We start from the raw sequence: 15,054 nt of genomic DNA on the forward strand, positions 1-15,054 counted from the left end.
GCCGCTTTAGTCGGCGCTGCCGAAGGCAGAGTGTTGGCGAACTGGTCGGCCGTGCGAGACATCGAAGGCATGCTATCAAACAAAAAGGCCCCGGAGAACCAGGGCCTTTGAGCGATTGATTTGCCGAACTATCAGCGCGAATAGAATTCGACGACCAGATGCGGCTCCATCTGCACCGGGAACGGCACGTCCGAGAGGTGCGGGATGCGAATATATTTCGCGGTCATCTTGCCGTGGTCGACTTCGAGATAGTCGGGGGTGTCACGCTCGGAGAGCTGGCTGGCTTCGAGAACGTGAGCGAGCTGCTTGGAGGATTCCTTGACCTCGATCACATCGCCGAGCTTGACCAGATAGCTCGAGATGTTGACCTTGCGGCCGTTCACCTTGACGTGGCCGTGATTGATGAACTGGCGCGCGGCGAAGATCGTCGAGACGAACTTGGCGCGGTACACGACCGCGTCGAGACGGCGCTCGAGCAGGCCGATCAGGTTCTCGCCGGTATCACCCTTGAGGCGGCTGGCTTCGACATAGATGCTGTGGAACTGACGCTCGGAGATGTTGGCGTAGTAACCCTTCAGCTTCTGCTTGGCGCGCAGCTGCACGCCGAAGTCGGAGAGCTTGCCCTTGCGGCGCTGGCCGTGCTGGCCGGGGCCGTATTCGCGGCGGTTCACGGGGCTCTTCGGGCGGCCCCAGATGTTCTGGCCCATACGGCGATCGAGTTTGTACTTCGCCTCACTGCGCTTAGTCATCGCGTCCTCTTCAGGTACTTGGTTTGAGGAAACGCGCCCTCCTGTGTGACGGGCTAGCCCGGCACTGACAGGTCCGATCCCCAAAGCTTAAGGGACAGGACCACGGGTCGCGAAACGCTTCGCGGGCCGAAATCGGCCCGCGAGCAAGCGGCTTTTAGGGGGATTTGGGGCTCGCTGTCAATGCGAATGGCCTGGAATCACGTTCCGACCGCCCGGATCGGCTTCGACCCGGCCGCCCGCAATTCGGCAGCGATTTCAGTGTTCAGCACCTGTTCCAGCCGCGTCAGGACCCGGGCGATGGGGGCGGCGTCGGTGACCCGGTGATCCCAACGAATCACGACATGGATGGTCTGGTCAGGCCCGACCACCCCATAGCTGACGATGAAGGGTCCGGGCGTGATGGGGTGAAGCTCGCCACCGCCATAGGCGGCCACCGAGCTCACCGCGAAGCTGCCGAACCAGTTGCCGCGCTGCCGGCCGAAATTCAGTCCTATCGCCCAGGACAGCCGCCGCAGCGGCAGCGGCAGGCGGGTCGCCCGCATGATCTTGCGGAACATGGGAATTTCGTCGATCGGGGCGGTCTTGGCGTGCCGGATCTCGGCATCGACCGCAGCCAGCGTCATGGCCTCGGGAGCGACGATTCGCTGCGGGATCACGCATTCCTCGCCGCCCTCGACCCGGGCAATGGCCACCGACGCCACGCTCTTCGGCAGTTCGTAAAGCGACGGCCAGGGCCATTTGGCATAGACGGTACGCAGGACCGGCTCGTCCCTGGCGACCAGGGCAAAAGCCTTGACGAACATAGCGGCCCAGCCGGCTAGCGCCATCGCGCCCGTGCGGGCCTCCAGCAGAGGGCCGATATCAAGCGAACGGGACAGGGACACGAAGGGCACGCCCATCGAGGCGTGCATGAGGTCGACAATCAGGCGACGCGGCAGCGAAATGGTCTTGGGCGTCCCGCGCATCGCTCTTTGGTTTCCCCTGATTAAAGTTTGTGCAGCGAGCGGGGTTCCCGCTCGCCGCCTGCTCTAGCACGAACCAACCCGCGTGGGGCCGGTCGGTTCGCCGCATCAGGGTGCCGGCGAGGCCAGCGGCTTGGTCTTATCGACGATGTAAACCCCAAGCACTTTCATAGCCTTATCGCCGTGGGCTTTGGCGTCATGCACGACGCCTGCCGGGATCTGGTAGGAATCGCCAGCTTTCAGCGTCTTTTCCGGCTGCCCGTCGATAAGGAGATTGAGTTCGCCTTCGAGCACGTAACCGGTCTCGATGCCCGGATGGGTATGGCGACCGGCCGCGCCGCCCGCCGGGACCTCCGCGATGGCCGTGATGGTGTTGTAGCCATCCGGAAATTCGACCTTCTGGAGCGGGGTGCGTTTGATGCCGGGCTGCTGGGCGAAGGCCGCAACAGCGAGGCCGGTGAAGGCGAGAGCGAGCAAAGTCTTTTTGAACATGGTTTTTTCCTCCCTGGAACGACTGAGCCTAGCAGCGCAGCAGTTCCCGGCAAGGTGGCAATCGGCTTTGCCGTCAGCGCTTGATCCCCTCGAACGCCGCAATGATGCCGCGCTGGAATAGCGACCAGTCGAAGCCGAGCGCGATCGCGCGGTAGCCGCGGTCGACCAAGGCGTTGGCCTGGTCTGCGGTCCGCGCCACGCCGCCGATCGGCACGCCGCTTCTGAGGATGCCGGCCTCGGCCCGCGCCACCAGCTCCAGCAATTCCGGATCGTCCATCTGGCCGCGCTTGTTGATGGAGGTGGCGAGATCGCCGGGGCCGATTACGGCGACGTCGATGCCGGGCGTGGCCATGATCTCGTCGATGCGGTTGACGGCGTCGACGTGCTCGATCGTGATCATGCAGATCATCTCGTCGTCGGCGCTGGCCATGTAGTCCGGCATCGACTGGCCCCAGCGGAATGGCGCATGGAACGGACCCCAGAGCCGATCGCCGCGTGGCGGATAGCGCACGCTGCGCACCGCTTTCTCGGCTTCAGTGCGATTGGTAATCATCGGGAAATTGATGCCGAAGGCGCCGATGTCCATCGGTGCCTTCGCAAGCCATGGCTCGTTCGCCGCGATCCGCACCAGCGGTGTGCACGGTGTGCCGGTGGTGGCCGCGATCATCGCATGTGCTTCGGTCAATCCAATCGGCCCATGCTCGAGATCGACGATGATCCAGTCGAGTGAGCGCGCCATGATCTGCACGGTCTGCACGCTCGGGATCGTCGCGATCGCGCCGAAGGCGGGACGACCCTCGCGCCAGAGCTGGCGGAGACGGTTGAGCGGAGTTGCGGGGACCGACATGTTATGCCTGCGAAGGGATGACGACGGAGCCTAGCAGCGCGTCGCCGAGGCGCAAGGTCAGGCCGGAATGCGGCCGCCGAAGAACGGCGTCAGCACGGCCGAAAGGCCATGCACGCGATTCGAGGTGAAGATCATCTCGGCGCCGGATTGCGCGATGCCGCCGGTGTGCGGGCCGAGCAGATCCGAGACGCGGCGGGCGATCGCGGGCGCCGGATCGATCCAGTCGACCGGCCAGGGCGCGAGCTGTTTCAGCCGGTCGAGCAGCAGCGGGTAATGCGTGCAGGCGAGCACCACGGTGTCAGTGCGTGCGCCTGCGTCCCCGGCATCGCCGACGAAACACGGGGCGAGCTCGGCGAGGATGGCGTCGTCGCTGACGGGAGAGCCGCTGAGCTCGGCTTCAGCCAGCGCGGCCAGCTCGGGCGAGCCGACCAGCGTCACCTCGCAGCCTTGCGCGAAATCGCGGATCAGCGCCTTGGTGTATTCGCGCTTCACCGTGCCTTTGGTGCCGAGCACCGACACGCGCCGGCTCCTCGACTGCGCGCAGGCCGGCTTGATCGCCGGCACCGTGCCGACGAAGGGCAAGGAATAAGCGGCGCGTAAGTGCGATAGGACCAGGGTAGACGCCGTGTTGCAGGCGATGACGACGAGGTCAGGATCGTGCGTGCCGATCAGTTCCCCCATCAACGGCACCACGCGGGCGATGATCGCGTCCTCGCTGTGGTGGCCATAGGGGAAGAAGGCGTCGTCCGCGACGTAGACGTAATGCGCGTCGGAGCGCGCGGCCACGACCTCACGCAGGACCGTGAGCCCGCCAAGGCCGGAATCGAACACCAGAATCGTCGGAGAATTGGTCACGTGATCACTCTAGCCGGACATGGTTACCATTCGGTTTTTGGGGCGGTTTTGCGGCAGGGGCGCTGAGGGCCAATTTGGATGGATTCAATTTCGCGATTGCCGCATGGTCCCGGTATCAGCTGCCGTACTGGTGCGGATAGGGACAGGCCCGCAAAACTCCGGAGAGCCGACATGATCAGAAATACCAGCAACGGCTGGGGCAGCATTTCCCGATGGCTGCACTGGAGTCTGGCGCTGACCATCATCGGCATGATTGGCTTCGGGTGGTGGATGAACCACATGCCGGCGCGTCCCGACCGCTTCTTCTACCGTTCGATCCACGCCGATATCGGCTATGTGATCCTGCTGCTCACCGTGCTGCGCCTGGTCTGGCGCCTCATCAACCCGACGCCCGCCATGCCGGCCGAGACCTCGCGCTGGCAGAAGATCGCGGCCCATGTCAGTCACGGCGCGCTCTACCTCGCCGTCATCGTCGTCACCATACTCGGTTGGGCGCATTCCGGTGCGCACGCACCTGATTATTCGGACTTCTTCGGCCTGTTTCACGTGCCGCAATTCACCGCTCCCGACCGCGCGGCAGCGGGCGTCTATGAAGACCGCCACATCCTCTTTGCCTATGTGCTGCTCGCCTTGATCGCGTTTCACGTGATCGCCGCCCTGTGGCACCATTTCATCCGCCGCGACCGCGTCGTGGCGCGGATGGTGACGGACGAGGCGGGGTAGGGCGGTCTCTCCACATCGTCATTGCGAGCGCAGCGAAGCAATCCAGAGTCCCTCCGCGGAAAGTTTCTGGATTGCTTCGCTGCGCTCGCAATGACGGAGTATGATGCAGCATCACGACAAGCACATGCCGGCGCAATCGCCGAAATCATCTGTCCAGGAGGCCTCATGCTCACCGTCCATCATCTCGGCAAGTCGCAGTCCGAGCGAATCGTCTGGCTGTCCGAGGAGCTGGGGATTCCCTACGAGTTGAAGCGCTATGCGCGCGATCCCGTCACCATGCTGGCTCCGGCCGAGTACAAGGCACTGCATCCCGCTGGCACGGCGCCTGTGATCACCGACGGCGAGCTGGTGCTCGCGGAATCCGGCGCCGTCGTCGACTACATCGTTGCAAAATATGGCAATGGCCGACTCGTGCTCGGTCCCACTGATCCCGCCTTCGCGCAGTTTCTGTATTGGCTTCATTTCGCTAACGGCACCCTGCAACCCGGCATGGGGCGGATGATGATCCTGAGCCGGCTGGATCTCGCCAAGGACAATCCGACCCTGCTCGCGATGAAGGGGCGTCTCGAACGGGCCTACGATCTTCTCGACGCAAGGCTTCGCGAGGCCGAGTACCTTGCGGGCAGCGCCTTCACGACCGCCGACATCATGACAGTTTTCTCGCTCACCACGATGCGCTACTTCCAGCCCTATGACCTCCAGCGCTGTCCGAACGTGGTCGAATATCTCGGCCGCATCAGTGCGCGGGCGGGCTATCGGCGTGCGATGGAGAAGGGCGATCCGGGCATGGCGTTGCTCTTGAACTGAGCGGCCGCCCAATCGATCACGCGATCCTGTTCGTGGTGGCCGCCCGCTCCGTCGCCAGCTGATTCTGCAACCGATCGATGTTTTGCAGCAGGCGCTGGCTGGTCAGTACCAGGAAGTAATAGCCGAACTGTGGATCCTGGAAGTAGATCTCGAGCAACCGGTCATAGGTAATCGTCAGCACCTGCCCGTCTTCAATGCACTCGATCGTTCCGGTGCGCCGGTTGCCCGGCGTGAGGAAGCCGAGCTCGCCCATCAGCGCGCCCGGCATGATCTCGATATTGATCTCCTTGACCAGGAACTTGCCGGTGACTGTGAGGAGCATCTCCTTGGCTGGATCGCCGAGTTTGAACAGCGTGTCGCCGCGGCGATATTTGCGTTCGGTCATGAACGGCTTGAGCCATTCGATCGACATGTCGCCTTCGGCCGCATGGCGCGCCTTCTTGACGAGCTTGAGCATCTGCCGCAGGCGCAAGGCATTGATCGGTAGCAGCAGGAGATAGAGCAGGAAGGTCGAGACGTTGGCGGAGAGCGCGCCGAACACGGCGAAGAGCGCGCAGCCGACCATGTTGGCGACGCGCAGCGGCACCATCGTTCGCATCAGGAGGGTGGCGACGAAGAAGCCGGCGCCGACCGCGGCGAACATATTGGCCAGCGTGATGTTCTGGACGAAGATCTCCAGCATCCGATTGAAGATCGAGTCATAGGTCACGTTGTTCGGATCGAGGCCCATCTGGACCAGGATCTTCGCGATCCTGAGATTATCCGTTGCCGCCTCGAGAATGCGATCGAGGATCGACGAAATGTCTGCGCTGCCGGACGGCATGGTACTATCCCCGTGTAAGGCCTTCAGTCACGGTCGTATTCTCGACACCTATAGCCGAAATCGAACGACGACCGCTTGAATGAAGCTTTCGGCCGCCGTGCCGCAAGAGGCAAATTTTAGCCTGATCGGGCGTTTCGGCAATTGCCTGTTTGGCGGTGCGCATGGCCGTGGCGCGCCGCGATTCGGGTACCACCGGGTCCGAGCCTCGGCGTGGTGGACCTCGGCGTCCGACAGGCGGGGCGGGACCAGGCGTGGGCGTGGGGCGATCCCCGCCTTAGGGCTTGGCGGGCGGCACGACCTGCTGCTCGACCAGGCTGAGGTGCCCGGGCAGCGAACCAGCGCGCAGCAGCATTGCGACGCTGTTTGCTTCCTCCAGGGTGAAATTGCCGGAGATCTGGCCTGAGCCGCCGGTGATGGGCTCGCGGATCACGGGGGCGGAGATCACCTTGCCATCGAGCACGATGGCGAAGGGCTTTGCGATATTCTCCTCGGTGATGTGGGCAAAGCGCCGCGTGCCGCGGCCGTTGAAGCGGAACGAGGCGATCGGCTCTTTCGTGGCGCTCGCAAACCCCGGGCCCGCATAGCTGATGTCGTCGCCGTCGAGCACGTTGTCCTTGGCGACCAGATAAAGGGTCTTGTCCTTGAAGCCGGGCAGGACTTCCGTGCCTGTCGGCGGCGTGCCGGATTGCGCCTGCTCCGCCGGCATCGAGAGGTCGATCAGGCGGAAGCCGACCTTGACCCTTCGGGCGAAGACCGCGGTGACGCGCTCGGGCTCCATCACACCGGGCAGGAAGATTCGGATGCGGTCGGTGCCATCGGGCTGGACGCTGGCGAGCTGGACGCCGGCCTCCTTCAGGCGCTGCTCGATCATGGCGATGGCATCTTCGACGAGTTCGTGCAACCGCGCGGCGGATGCCGCATTGGTCGGCGCGAGCCTGACCAGTCCGTCGCCGGCGTCGGTCACGGCGAGTGCATGCGACGGCAATCCTTCCGCTGCCGACGCGAGCTTGCGTGCGAGTTGCTCGCGGCCCTTGACGTCGGCAATCTTCAACTCGACGCCGCCGTCGCGAATCGCGAGACTGGAGAAGGCGATCTTGCCCTCGCGCAGGGTCTTGTAGACGTCGTCGCGCAAATCCGTGACGACGCTCTCGCGCAGGCCATCGGTGTCCACCTTGTAGACGATGCGAGACCCGCCGAGCTTCTCCATCTTGTCGCCGATGAAGGCCGAGATCTTGGCTCGCATCTTGTCGAGCTGACCGTCCTCGGCGAGTGCCGCGCGGGGCAGGGCGATCACCGAAGTCAATATCCCCGTTGTGACGGCGAACGCGATGAACAGCCGGGTGGCGCAATCCCGCGGGGGCGTAGTCATGATAACCTCGAGTCTTGCGGCAGGGCGCTGGCAAGGGCGCTGGCAAGGATGCTGCAATGTGAGTCCGATGCCAGTTCTTGGTCCCCGGATCGGGCGCGCAGGTTCAAAGGCCTGTGCCAGAGCCCATTGTCGCGGACGTCAGATCATGGACGAACGCCAAATCATCCATCATTCTGCCCATGCTCGGCCGGCCAATCGGTCGAGGCCCCGCCAGCCCCAAAAGTCAAAAGACAGGGCGCGGGGACATGCATCTGAGGGAGGACGGAATTCCATGGCGGGCATCCACGCGCTCGATCGGCTCATCGGCAGCGACTATCCGGACCTGGCGACGGACGCCGAAGTTCGGGCCTTCGAGCAGGTCCCTTACGCCGATCGCGTCGCGGCCGAGAGCACTTACGACGCCATCAGGCTCGGGGCGGCCCGTAATCCCGACGGGCCGGCGATCCAGTTCCTGCAAAATGCCGATCCCGCCGACACGCCGGTCGTGGTCACGTACCGCGACTTCATCGCGCGCGTCACGCAGGCCGCCAACATGTTTCACGCGCTGGGCGTGGAGAAGGGCGACGTCGTCAGCTTCATGCTGCCGCTGCTGCCGGACGCCTTCGTAACTCTGTTCGGCGCGGAGGCCGCCGGCATCGCCAATCCCGTCAACCCCCTGCTGGAGCCGCACCAGATCGCGGAGATTCTGGAAGCGGCGAACACAAAAGTCCTGGTGGCGCTCGGGCCGATGCCGGGCACAGACATCTGGCAGAAAGTCGAGCAGATCAGGCCGCAACTCAATCTCAAGGCGATCGTACAGGTGTTCGGTGGCGGTGACCCGGGGAAGGGAGTCTTTGCCTTCAGCGACCTGATCAAGCAGCAGCCTTCGGACCGCCTTGTCAGCGGACGCAAGATTTTAGGCAGCGACATCGCCGCCTATTTCCACACCGGCGGCACCACCGGCACGCCAAAGCTGGTGCGGCACACGCATGTCAACCAAGTCTATCAGGCCTGGGCGCTCAATCTGCTGCTGAATTCGAAGCCGGGCGCCAACATGCTGTTCGGCATGCCGCTGTTTCACGTCGGGGGCTCGTTGACGCAGGTGCTGACGACGCTGTCGGCCGGCGGCTCGCTGGTCGTGCTGTCGCCGAGCGGATGGCGCAATCCGAATGCGGTCAAGAACATCTGGCAACTGGTCGAGCGCTTCAAGCCGGAGGCGCTGTCGAGCGTCCCGACGGTGCTCGCCGCAACGCTCGCGGTGCCGCCTGGCAATACCGACATCTCCAGCCTGAAATATGCAGCTGGTGGCGGCTCGGCGATCCCGGTCGCGGTGGGGTCTGCGATCCAGGACAAGCTCAAGCTGCCGGTCGTCGAGGTCTACGGCATGACCGAGACCTCGAGCGTGCACACGCTGGCCTATCGGTCGCGGCCGATCCGGCTCGGTTCGGTCGGCCTTCCCATGCCTTACGCGCGGGTCCGCATCGTCCAGCTCGATGCCGAGGGCAAGCTGATCCGCGACTGCGCGCCGGACGAGATCGGCGTCGTCATCATGGCCGGTCCAGGCGTGTTCGGCGGCTATCTCAACAACGAGCACAACAAGGGTGCCTTCGTCGATGAGGTCTGGGTCAATTCCGGCGATCTTGGCCGGCTCGATGCCGACGGCTATCTCTGGATCACCGGCCGCGCCAAGGATCTCGTGATCCGCGGCGGCCACAACATCGATCCGGCGCCGATCGAGGAGATCATGTTCCGCCATCCTGCCGTCGGCTTTGCCGCGGTGGTCGGCCAGCCCGACGCCTATGCCGGCGAACTGCCGGTGGGGTATGTGCAGCTGAAGCCGGGCGCGACCGTCGAACCGGGCGAGCTGGAGACATGGGTGCGCGAGCGCACGCCGGAGCGTGCCGCCGTGCCGGTGCAGGTCATAGCGATCGATCCGATGCCGGTGACGGGCGTCGGCAAAGTGTTCAAGCCGCAGCTGCGCTGGGACGCAGCCCAGCGCGTGTTCACGAAGGTGCTGACACCGCTCACTGAGCGCGGCATCGACTGCAAGGTCAGGGTCGGCGCTCACGGCAGCCACGGTTCGATCGCCACCGTGACGCTGGCGGGGCTGCCGGCGGATCAGCGCGAGGCGGTTGCGAGCGAGGTGCACGCACTGCTTGCACCGTTCGTGATGCGCCACGAGGTGGTGCAAATGTGACGGATTCAACAGACGGCTTTGACGTCAGCTCGAAAGCAGGGCGACGCTTCGCCGCATTATCCATACCCCCGACAGAGCCCCCTATGTGACAGATATCACATAGGAAGAATTGGCAATTGAGCGATGCTCCGAATAGTCTCGTGGAATTGCATCCGGGGGGACGCAAGTGATTCCGTTTCGGATTTTTGCTTTGCTGATTTTGGCCATTGGCCTCGCCTGCGGACCGGCCCATGCGGACCGGCGGGTGGCGCTTGTCATCGGCAATTCCGCCTACAAGAGCGCGCCCAAGCTCGGCAACCCCGTCAACGATGCCACTCTGGTCGGCGGCATGTTCAAGAAGGCGGGATTTGATTCCGTCGACGTCAGGCTGGATCTCAGTGCGAGCGAGATGCGGCGCATGTTGCGTGAGTTCGCCGGCAGGACCCGCGATGCCGATATGGCGGTGATCTATTACGCCGGCCATGGCATCGAGCTGGAAGGCACCAACTATCTCATACCGATCGACGCGACGCTGGAGACCGATGGCGACGTGCTCGACGAAACCATCCCGGTCGAGCGCGCGCTGTTCGCGGTTGAGCCGGCCAAGCAGCTGCGCCTGATCATCCTGGATGCCTGCCGCGACAATCCGTTTTCCAAGACCATGAAGCGGACGCTTGCCTCGCGCGCGATCGGACGCGGACTTGCCAAGGTCGAGCCGACCAGCCCGAACACAATGATCGCCTTCGCCGCGAAGGCAGGTTCGACCGCGTCCGATGGTGACTCCAGGAACAGCCCGTTCGCCCTCGCTTTGGTCGAGCACCTTCCGAAGCCGGGGCTCGATTTGCGCAAGGCGTTCGGCTTCGTGCGCGACGACGTGCTCAAGAATACCGGCTACAAGCAGGAGCCCTATGTTTACGGCTCGCTCGGCGGCGACGATGTGCCGCTGGTCGCGACCAAGCCGGCCGCGACCGGGCCGCAGGCCAACCCGCAGGATTCTATTCGCAGGGATTACGAGCTCGCGCTGCAGCTTGCCACGCGCGACGGTTGGGAAGCCTTCCTGGCGCAATATCCCGAAGGTTTCTATGCCAATCTGGCCAAGGGCCAGATGAACAAGATCGCCGCTGAAGAGACGCGCGCGTCGGCCGAGCAAAAAGCGAATGCGGCCGAGCAGCAGAAGGCAAGGCTTATTGCCGAACGCGCCCAGAAGGCCGAGCAGGACAAGGCGGCTGCGGCGGCCAAGGCGGCCGAAGAGGCAAGGATCGTGGCGGAGAGGCAGAAACAGATCGAGCAGGCAAGGGCGGACGCGGCGGAGCAGCAGCGCAAGGCGGCCGAGGCGGCAGCAGCAAAGGCGCAGGCCGAGAAACAGGCGGCGGAGAAGGCCAAAGCCGAGCTTGCCGCCAGGCACGCGGCCGAGAAGGCGGAGCAGGCAGCAAAGCCGGCTGCCGATCGGCAGACGTCTGAGGTCGAGCAAAAAGTTGCAGCCCTTGCGCCGGCGCCGGCACCCACATTGTCGGCGGCTGATCTGGCAAAATCACTGCAGAGCGAATTGCGCCGTGTCGGCTGCCTGTCCGCCACGGCCGACGGCGACTGGAGCGCCGCATCGCAGCGTTCGCTGACACTGTTCAACAAATATGCCGGCACCCAATTCGACGCCAAGCTTGCAAGCGTCGACGCGCTCGATGCGCTGAAGGCGAAGCCGGGACGGGTCTGCCCCCTGGTTTGCAATTTCGGCTTCAAGGCCGACAGCGATCAATGCGTCAAGATCACCTGCCGCGCCGCCTACCGCGTCGGTGACGACAACGAATGCGAGAAGGTGCCCGAGAAGAAGCCGGTCGCGACGCGAGACGATTCGAGGAAGCGGGACGCGGACCGGAAGGCCTCGGAATCGGCGCCCTCGAAGCCCGAAGCCAGTGGGCAGATTTTTTGCAGTTCATCCGGCTGTCGTCCGGTGCAGAAAGGATGCAGACTCGTGGCCGGGGCTACGCCCTCAAGATATAACGCCACCGTAGGAAGTGGCAATTATGAGGTCTGCAACTGATCGCGCAGTCGATCCAAAACCGCGGATGAATCGCGTGAACATCGCCCGATATCTCTTCCTGTTCATATTTGCGGCTCTTTGCACTTGCGAGCCGGCTCAGGCCGACAAGCGCGTCGCGCTCGTGATCGGCAATTCCGCTTACAAGAACGCGCCGCGGCTCGCGAACCCGGTGAACGACGCCGGACTCGTCGGCGGCATGCTCAGGAATGCGGGTTTCGATACGGTCGAGATCAAGCTGGACCTCAATGCCAGCGAAATGCGGCGATCGCTACGCGAGTTCGCGGCCAGGACGCGCGATGCCGACATGGCGGTGATCTATTATGCGGGCCACGGCATCGAGCTGGACGGCAGCAACTATCTCGTTCCGACCGATGCCATGCTGGAAACTGACGGCGACGTCCTCGACGAGACGATCGCACTCGATCGCGCGCTGTACGCGGTCGAGCCGGCCAAACAACTCCGTCTCGTCATCCTCGATGCCTGCCGCGACAATCCTTTCGCCAAGACGATGAAGCGCACTTTGGCCTCGCGCGCGATTGGTGGCGGGCTTGCCAAGGTCGAGCCGACCAGTCCGAACACGATGATCGCGTTTGCGGCCAAGGCAGGGTCGACCGCGTCTGATGGCGACTCCCGCAACAGCCCGTTCGCGGTCGCGCTGACCGATCATCTGCCGAAGCCCGGGCTCGACCTGCGCAAGGCGTTCGGGTTTGTCCGAGACGATGTCTTGAGGAAGACCGGCAACAAGCAGGAGCCGTATGTCTATGGCTCCCTGGGCGGCAGCGATGTGCCGCTGGTGCCGGCAAGGCCGGCCGCCGCAGCCGGTCCGCAGGCAAATCCGCAGGACAGTGTGCGCAAGGACTACGAGCTCGCCCTTCAGGCCGGCCTGCGTGAAGCCTGGGAAGCATTCCTCCAGACCTATCCGGACGGCTTTTACGCCAACCTCGCCCGCGTGCAGTTGAAGAAGATTGCCGCCGAGGAGGATCGCACGGCCGCGACCGAGAAGGCGCGTCTGGCCGAACAGGAGAAGGCGAGGCTCGCGACCGAACGCGCCCAGAAGGCCGAGCTGGAGAAAGCCGCCGCTGCTGCCAAAGCCGCGGAGGAGGCGAGGATCGCGGCCGAGAAGGCCAAGCAGATCGAGCAGGCCAAGGCGGAAGCGGCCGAACGAGATCGCAAGGCAGCGGAAGCTGCCGCGGCCAAGTCGCTGGCTGAGAAGCGGGCGCTCGACAAGGCGGCGGCCGAGGCCGCCGCGAAGCAGGCCGCGGACAAGCAGGCGGCTGATGCCGAAAGCAAGAAGGTCGCCGCGCTGTCGCCGCCGCCAAGCTCCCCGCCGCCCGGCGATCTCGCGAAATCGGTTCAGAGTGAACTGCGCCGCGTCGGCTGTCTTTCGGCCGCCCCGGACGGCGACTGGAACGCCGCAACGCAGCGCTCGCTGACGCTGTTCAACAAATATGCCGGCACTCAATTCGACGCGAAGTTCGCGAGCGTCGACGCGCTCGATGCGCTGAAGGCGAAGCCGGGACGCGTCTGCCCGCTGGTATGCAATTTCGGCTTCAAGGCCGATGGCGATCAATGCGCGAAGATCACCTGCCGCGCCGGCTATCACGTCGGTGACGAGAACGAGTGCGAGAAGGTGCCGGAGAAGAAGCCCGTCGCGACGCGCGAGGATTCCCGGAAGCAGGATGCCGAGCGCAAGCAGACCGAGGCTGCGCCATCAAAACCGCAGGCGTCGGGACAGATCATCTGCAACTCTGCCGGTTGTCGGCCGGTGCGGCCCGGATGCAAACTTGCGAGCGGGGTTACTTTTGGAAGGGGCAACGGCTCCCCAAATGGCGGCGGCGGCAACTACGAGACGTGCAATTGATTCCTGCCAAGTTAATCGGAGGGTAGCAAAGACGGGAAGCGCCGTGCCCACCATTTCCGGAGCGGGTCGCGGGTGGTGGGCACGCTTTCGCCTTCGCTCTTCGAGCTACGGCGGACAAGTCGCTTTGCCTACCCTACGGATCGCGAATGCGGCGCTAACCCGCCGGCATCCTTGTTTCGATCAGGCGCACCCAGAACGAGGCGCCGTGGCCGAGGATGTTGTCGTTGAAGACATAGGACGGGTGGTGGCATTCGTTGCCGTCGCCCATGCCGACCAGGACCATCGCGCCGGGACGCGCCTCCAGCATGAAGGAGAAATCCTCGGCGCCCATCATGGGAATGAACTTGTCGTTGACGCGCTCGGCACCGACGATGTCGCGGGCGACGTCGGCGGCAAGGCCGGCCTCGCGCGCATGGTTCATCGTCACCGGATACATGCGCGTGTACTTCGTCTCGGCCGAGCCGCCATAGGCGCGGGCGACGCTGTCGGCGACTTCGCCGATGCGGCGCTCGACCAGATCGCGCACCTCAGGGTCGAGCGTGCGCACGGTGCCGCCGAGCTCGGCGATCTCCGGAATAATGTTGAAGGCCGTGCCGGAGTGAAATTGCGTGATCGAGATGACGGCGGATTTCAGCGGATCGACATTGCGCGCGACGATCGATTGCAGCGCGTTGACGATCTGCGCGCCGATCAGCACGCTGTCGATCGACTTGTGCGGACCCGCGCCGGCGTGGCCGCCCTTGCCGTGGACCGTGATCTGGATGTTGTCGGAGGAGGCGAGCATCGCGCCGGGCGTGGTGGCGAAATGGCCTTCGGGCAGGCCCGGCATGTTGTGCATGCCATAGACCTCCTGGATGTTCCAGCGCGTCATCAGCCCGTCCTCGACCATCGCCTTGCCACCGCCGCCGCCTTCTTCCGCGGGCTGGAAGATCACCACGGCCGTGCCGTCGAAGTTGCGCGTCTCGGCGAGATATTTGGCGGCGCCGAGCAGCATGGCGGTGTGGCCGTCATGACCGCAGGCGTGCATCTTGCCGGGGACCTTGGAGGCATAGGCGACGCCCGACGTCTCCATGATCGGCAGCGCGTCCATGTCGGCGCGCAGGCCAATGGTCTTGCCGGAGGCGGATTTGCGGCCGCGGATCACACCGACGACGCCGGTGCGCCCGATGCCCGTCACCACCTCGTCGCAACCGAACTCGCGCAAGCGATCGGCGACGATGCCGGCAGTGCGGTGGACGTCGTATTGCAGTTCCGGGTTCTCGTGGAAGTCATGGCGCCAGGCGGCCATTTCGTCGGAGAGGGCGGCAACGCGGTTGACGATGGGCATGAGGAAGGTCCGCCTTGATTTGTAGCCCGGATGAGCGAAGCGAAAT

Annotated in this window: 13 protein-coding genes; 5 read left to right on the forward strand and 8 right to left on the reverse strand. The window is 64.3% G+C overall.

All coding sequences use genetic code 11. From position 1 onward, the window contains the following. Window positions 1-131: 131 nt before the first annotated feature. From rpsD to murI, 5 genes are all read right to left on the reverse strand, one after another. Window positions 132-749 carry a 30S ribosomal protein S4 gene (rpsD, locus tag ABIB80_RS17625; protein ID WP_007602315.1) on the reverse strand — a complete coding sequence of 206 codons (618 nt, stop codon included), beginning with the start codon at window positions 747-749 and terminating at the stop codon, window positions 132-134. A gap of 197 nt (window positions 750-946) precedes the next feature. Next, window positions 947-1,714, reverse strand: a complete 768-nt coding sequence (locus ABIB80_RS17630; protein ID WP_354128082.1) for an acyltransferase — start codon at window positions 1,712-1,714, stop codon at window positions 947-949. A gap of 105 nt (window positions 1,715-1,819) precedes the next feature. Then, the gene (locus tag ABIB80_RS17635) at window positions 1,820-2,203 is read right to left on the reverse strand and encodes a cupin domain-containing protein (RefSeq protein ID WP_219684978.1); all 384 of its coding nucleotides are present in this window, start codon (window positions 2,201-2,203) and stop codon (window positions 1,820-1,822) included. 73 nt (window positions 2,204-2,276) lie between these two features. Continuing rightward, a complete protein-coding gene (locus tag ABIB80_RS17640; protein ID WP_219684977.1) occupies window positions 2,277-3,050 on the reverse strand; it encodes an HpcH/HpaI aldolase family protein in 774 nt (257 codons plus the stop codon). A gap of 57 nt (window positions 3,051-3,107) precedes the next feature. Further along, window positions 3,108-3,905: a glutamate racemase gene (murI, locus tag ABIB80_RS17645; RefSeq protein WP_219684976.1), complete on the reverse strand. Its 798-nt coding sequence runs from the start codon at window positions 3,903-3,905 to the stop codon at window positions 3,108-3,110. Between the two features lie 171 nt (window positions 3,906-4,076). Here murI and ABIB80_RS17650 point away from each other — a divergent pair, with 171 nt between their 5' ends. Together ABIB80_RS17650 and ABIB80_RS17655 are read left to right on the forward strand one after the other, a co-directional pair. Next, window positions 4,077-4,628, forward strand: a complete 552-nt coding sequence (locus ABIB80_RS17650) for a cytochrome b (protein WP_219684975.1) — start codon at window positions 4,077-4,079, stop codon at window positions 4,626-4,628. A 165-nt stretch (window positions 4,629-4,793) separates the two neighbouring features. Continuing rightward, window positions 4,794-5,435, forward strand: a complete 642-nt coding sequence (locus ABIB80_RS17655) for a glutathione S-transferase family protein (RefSeq protein ID WP_354128083.1) — start codon at window positions 4,794-4,796, stop codon at window positions 5,433-5,435. A 16-nt stretch (window positions 5,436-5,451) separates the two neighbouring features. Here the strand turns inward: ABIB80_RS17655 and ABIB80_RS17660 are convergent, their stop codons facing one another. Together ABIB80_RS17660 and ABIB80_RS17665 are read right to left on the reverse strand one after the other, a co-directional pair. After that, window positions 5,452-6,258, reverse strand: a complete 807-nt coding sequence (locus tag ABIB80_RS17660; protein WP_219684973.1) for a Crp/Fnr family transcriptional regulator — start codon at window positions 6,256-6,258, stop codon at window positions 5,452-5,454. A 274-nt stretch (window positions 6,259-6,532) separates the two neighbouring features. Next, window positions 6,533-7,627: a SecDF P1 head subdomain-containing protein gene (locus tag ABIB80_RS17665; RefSeq protein ID WP_354128084.1), complete on the reverse strand. Its 1,095-nt coding sequence runs from the start codon at window positions 7,625-7,627 to the stop codon at window positions 6,533-6,535. A 271-nt stretch (window positions 7,628-7,898) separates the two neighbouring features. Here ABIB80_RS17665 and ABIB80_RS17670 point away from each other — a divergent pair, with 271 nt between their 5' ends. From ABIB80_RS17670 to ABIB80_RS17680, 3 genes are all read left to right on the forward strand, one after another. Further along, window positions 7,899-9,803 (forward strand): acyl-CoA synthetase, encoded by a 1,905-nt coding sequence (locus ABIB80_RS17670; protein ID WP_354128085.1) that lies wholly within the window; start codon window positions 7,899-7,901, stop codon window positions 9,801-9,803. A gap of 193 nt (window positions 9,804-9,996) precedes the next feature. Beyond that, entirely contained in the window at window positions 9,997-11,820 is a 1,824-nt protein-coding gene (locus ABIB80_RS17675; protein ID WP_376707535.1) for a caspase family protein, read from the forward strand. 25 nt (window positions 11,821-11,845) lie between these two features. Beyond that, on the forward strand, window positions 11,846-13,681 hold the full coding sequence (locus ABIB80_RS17680) for a caspase family protein (protein WP_354128117.1): 1,836 nt from the start codon (window positions 11,846-11,848) through the stop codon (window positions 13,679-13,681). 154 nt (window positions 13,682-13,835) lie between these two features. Here ABIB80_RS17680 and ABIB80_RS17685 read toward each other — a convergent pair whose 3' ends face one another. Further along, a complete protein-coding gene (locus tag ABIB80_RS17685; RefSeq protein WP_354128086.1) occupies window positions 13,836-15,008 on the reverse strand; it encodes a M20 aminoacylase family protein in 1,173 nt (390 codons plus the stop codon). Between the last annotated feature and the right edge of the window lie 46 nt (window positions 15,009-15,054).

It is taken from the genome of Bradyrhizobium sp. i1.15.2, assembly GCF_040548425.1.
GTDB lineage: Bacteria > Pseudomonadota > Alphaproteobacteria > Rhizobiales > Xanthobacteraceae > Bradyrhizobium > Bradyrhizobium canariense.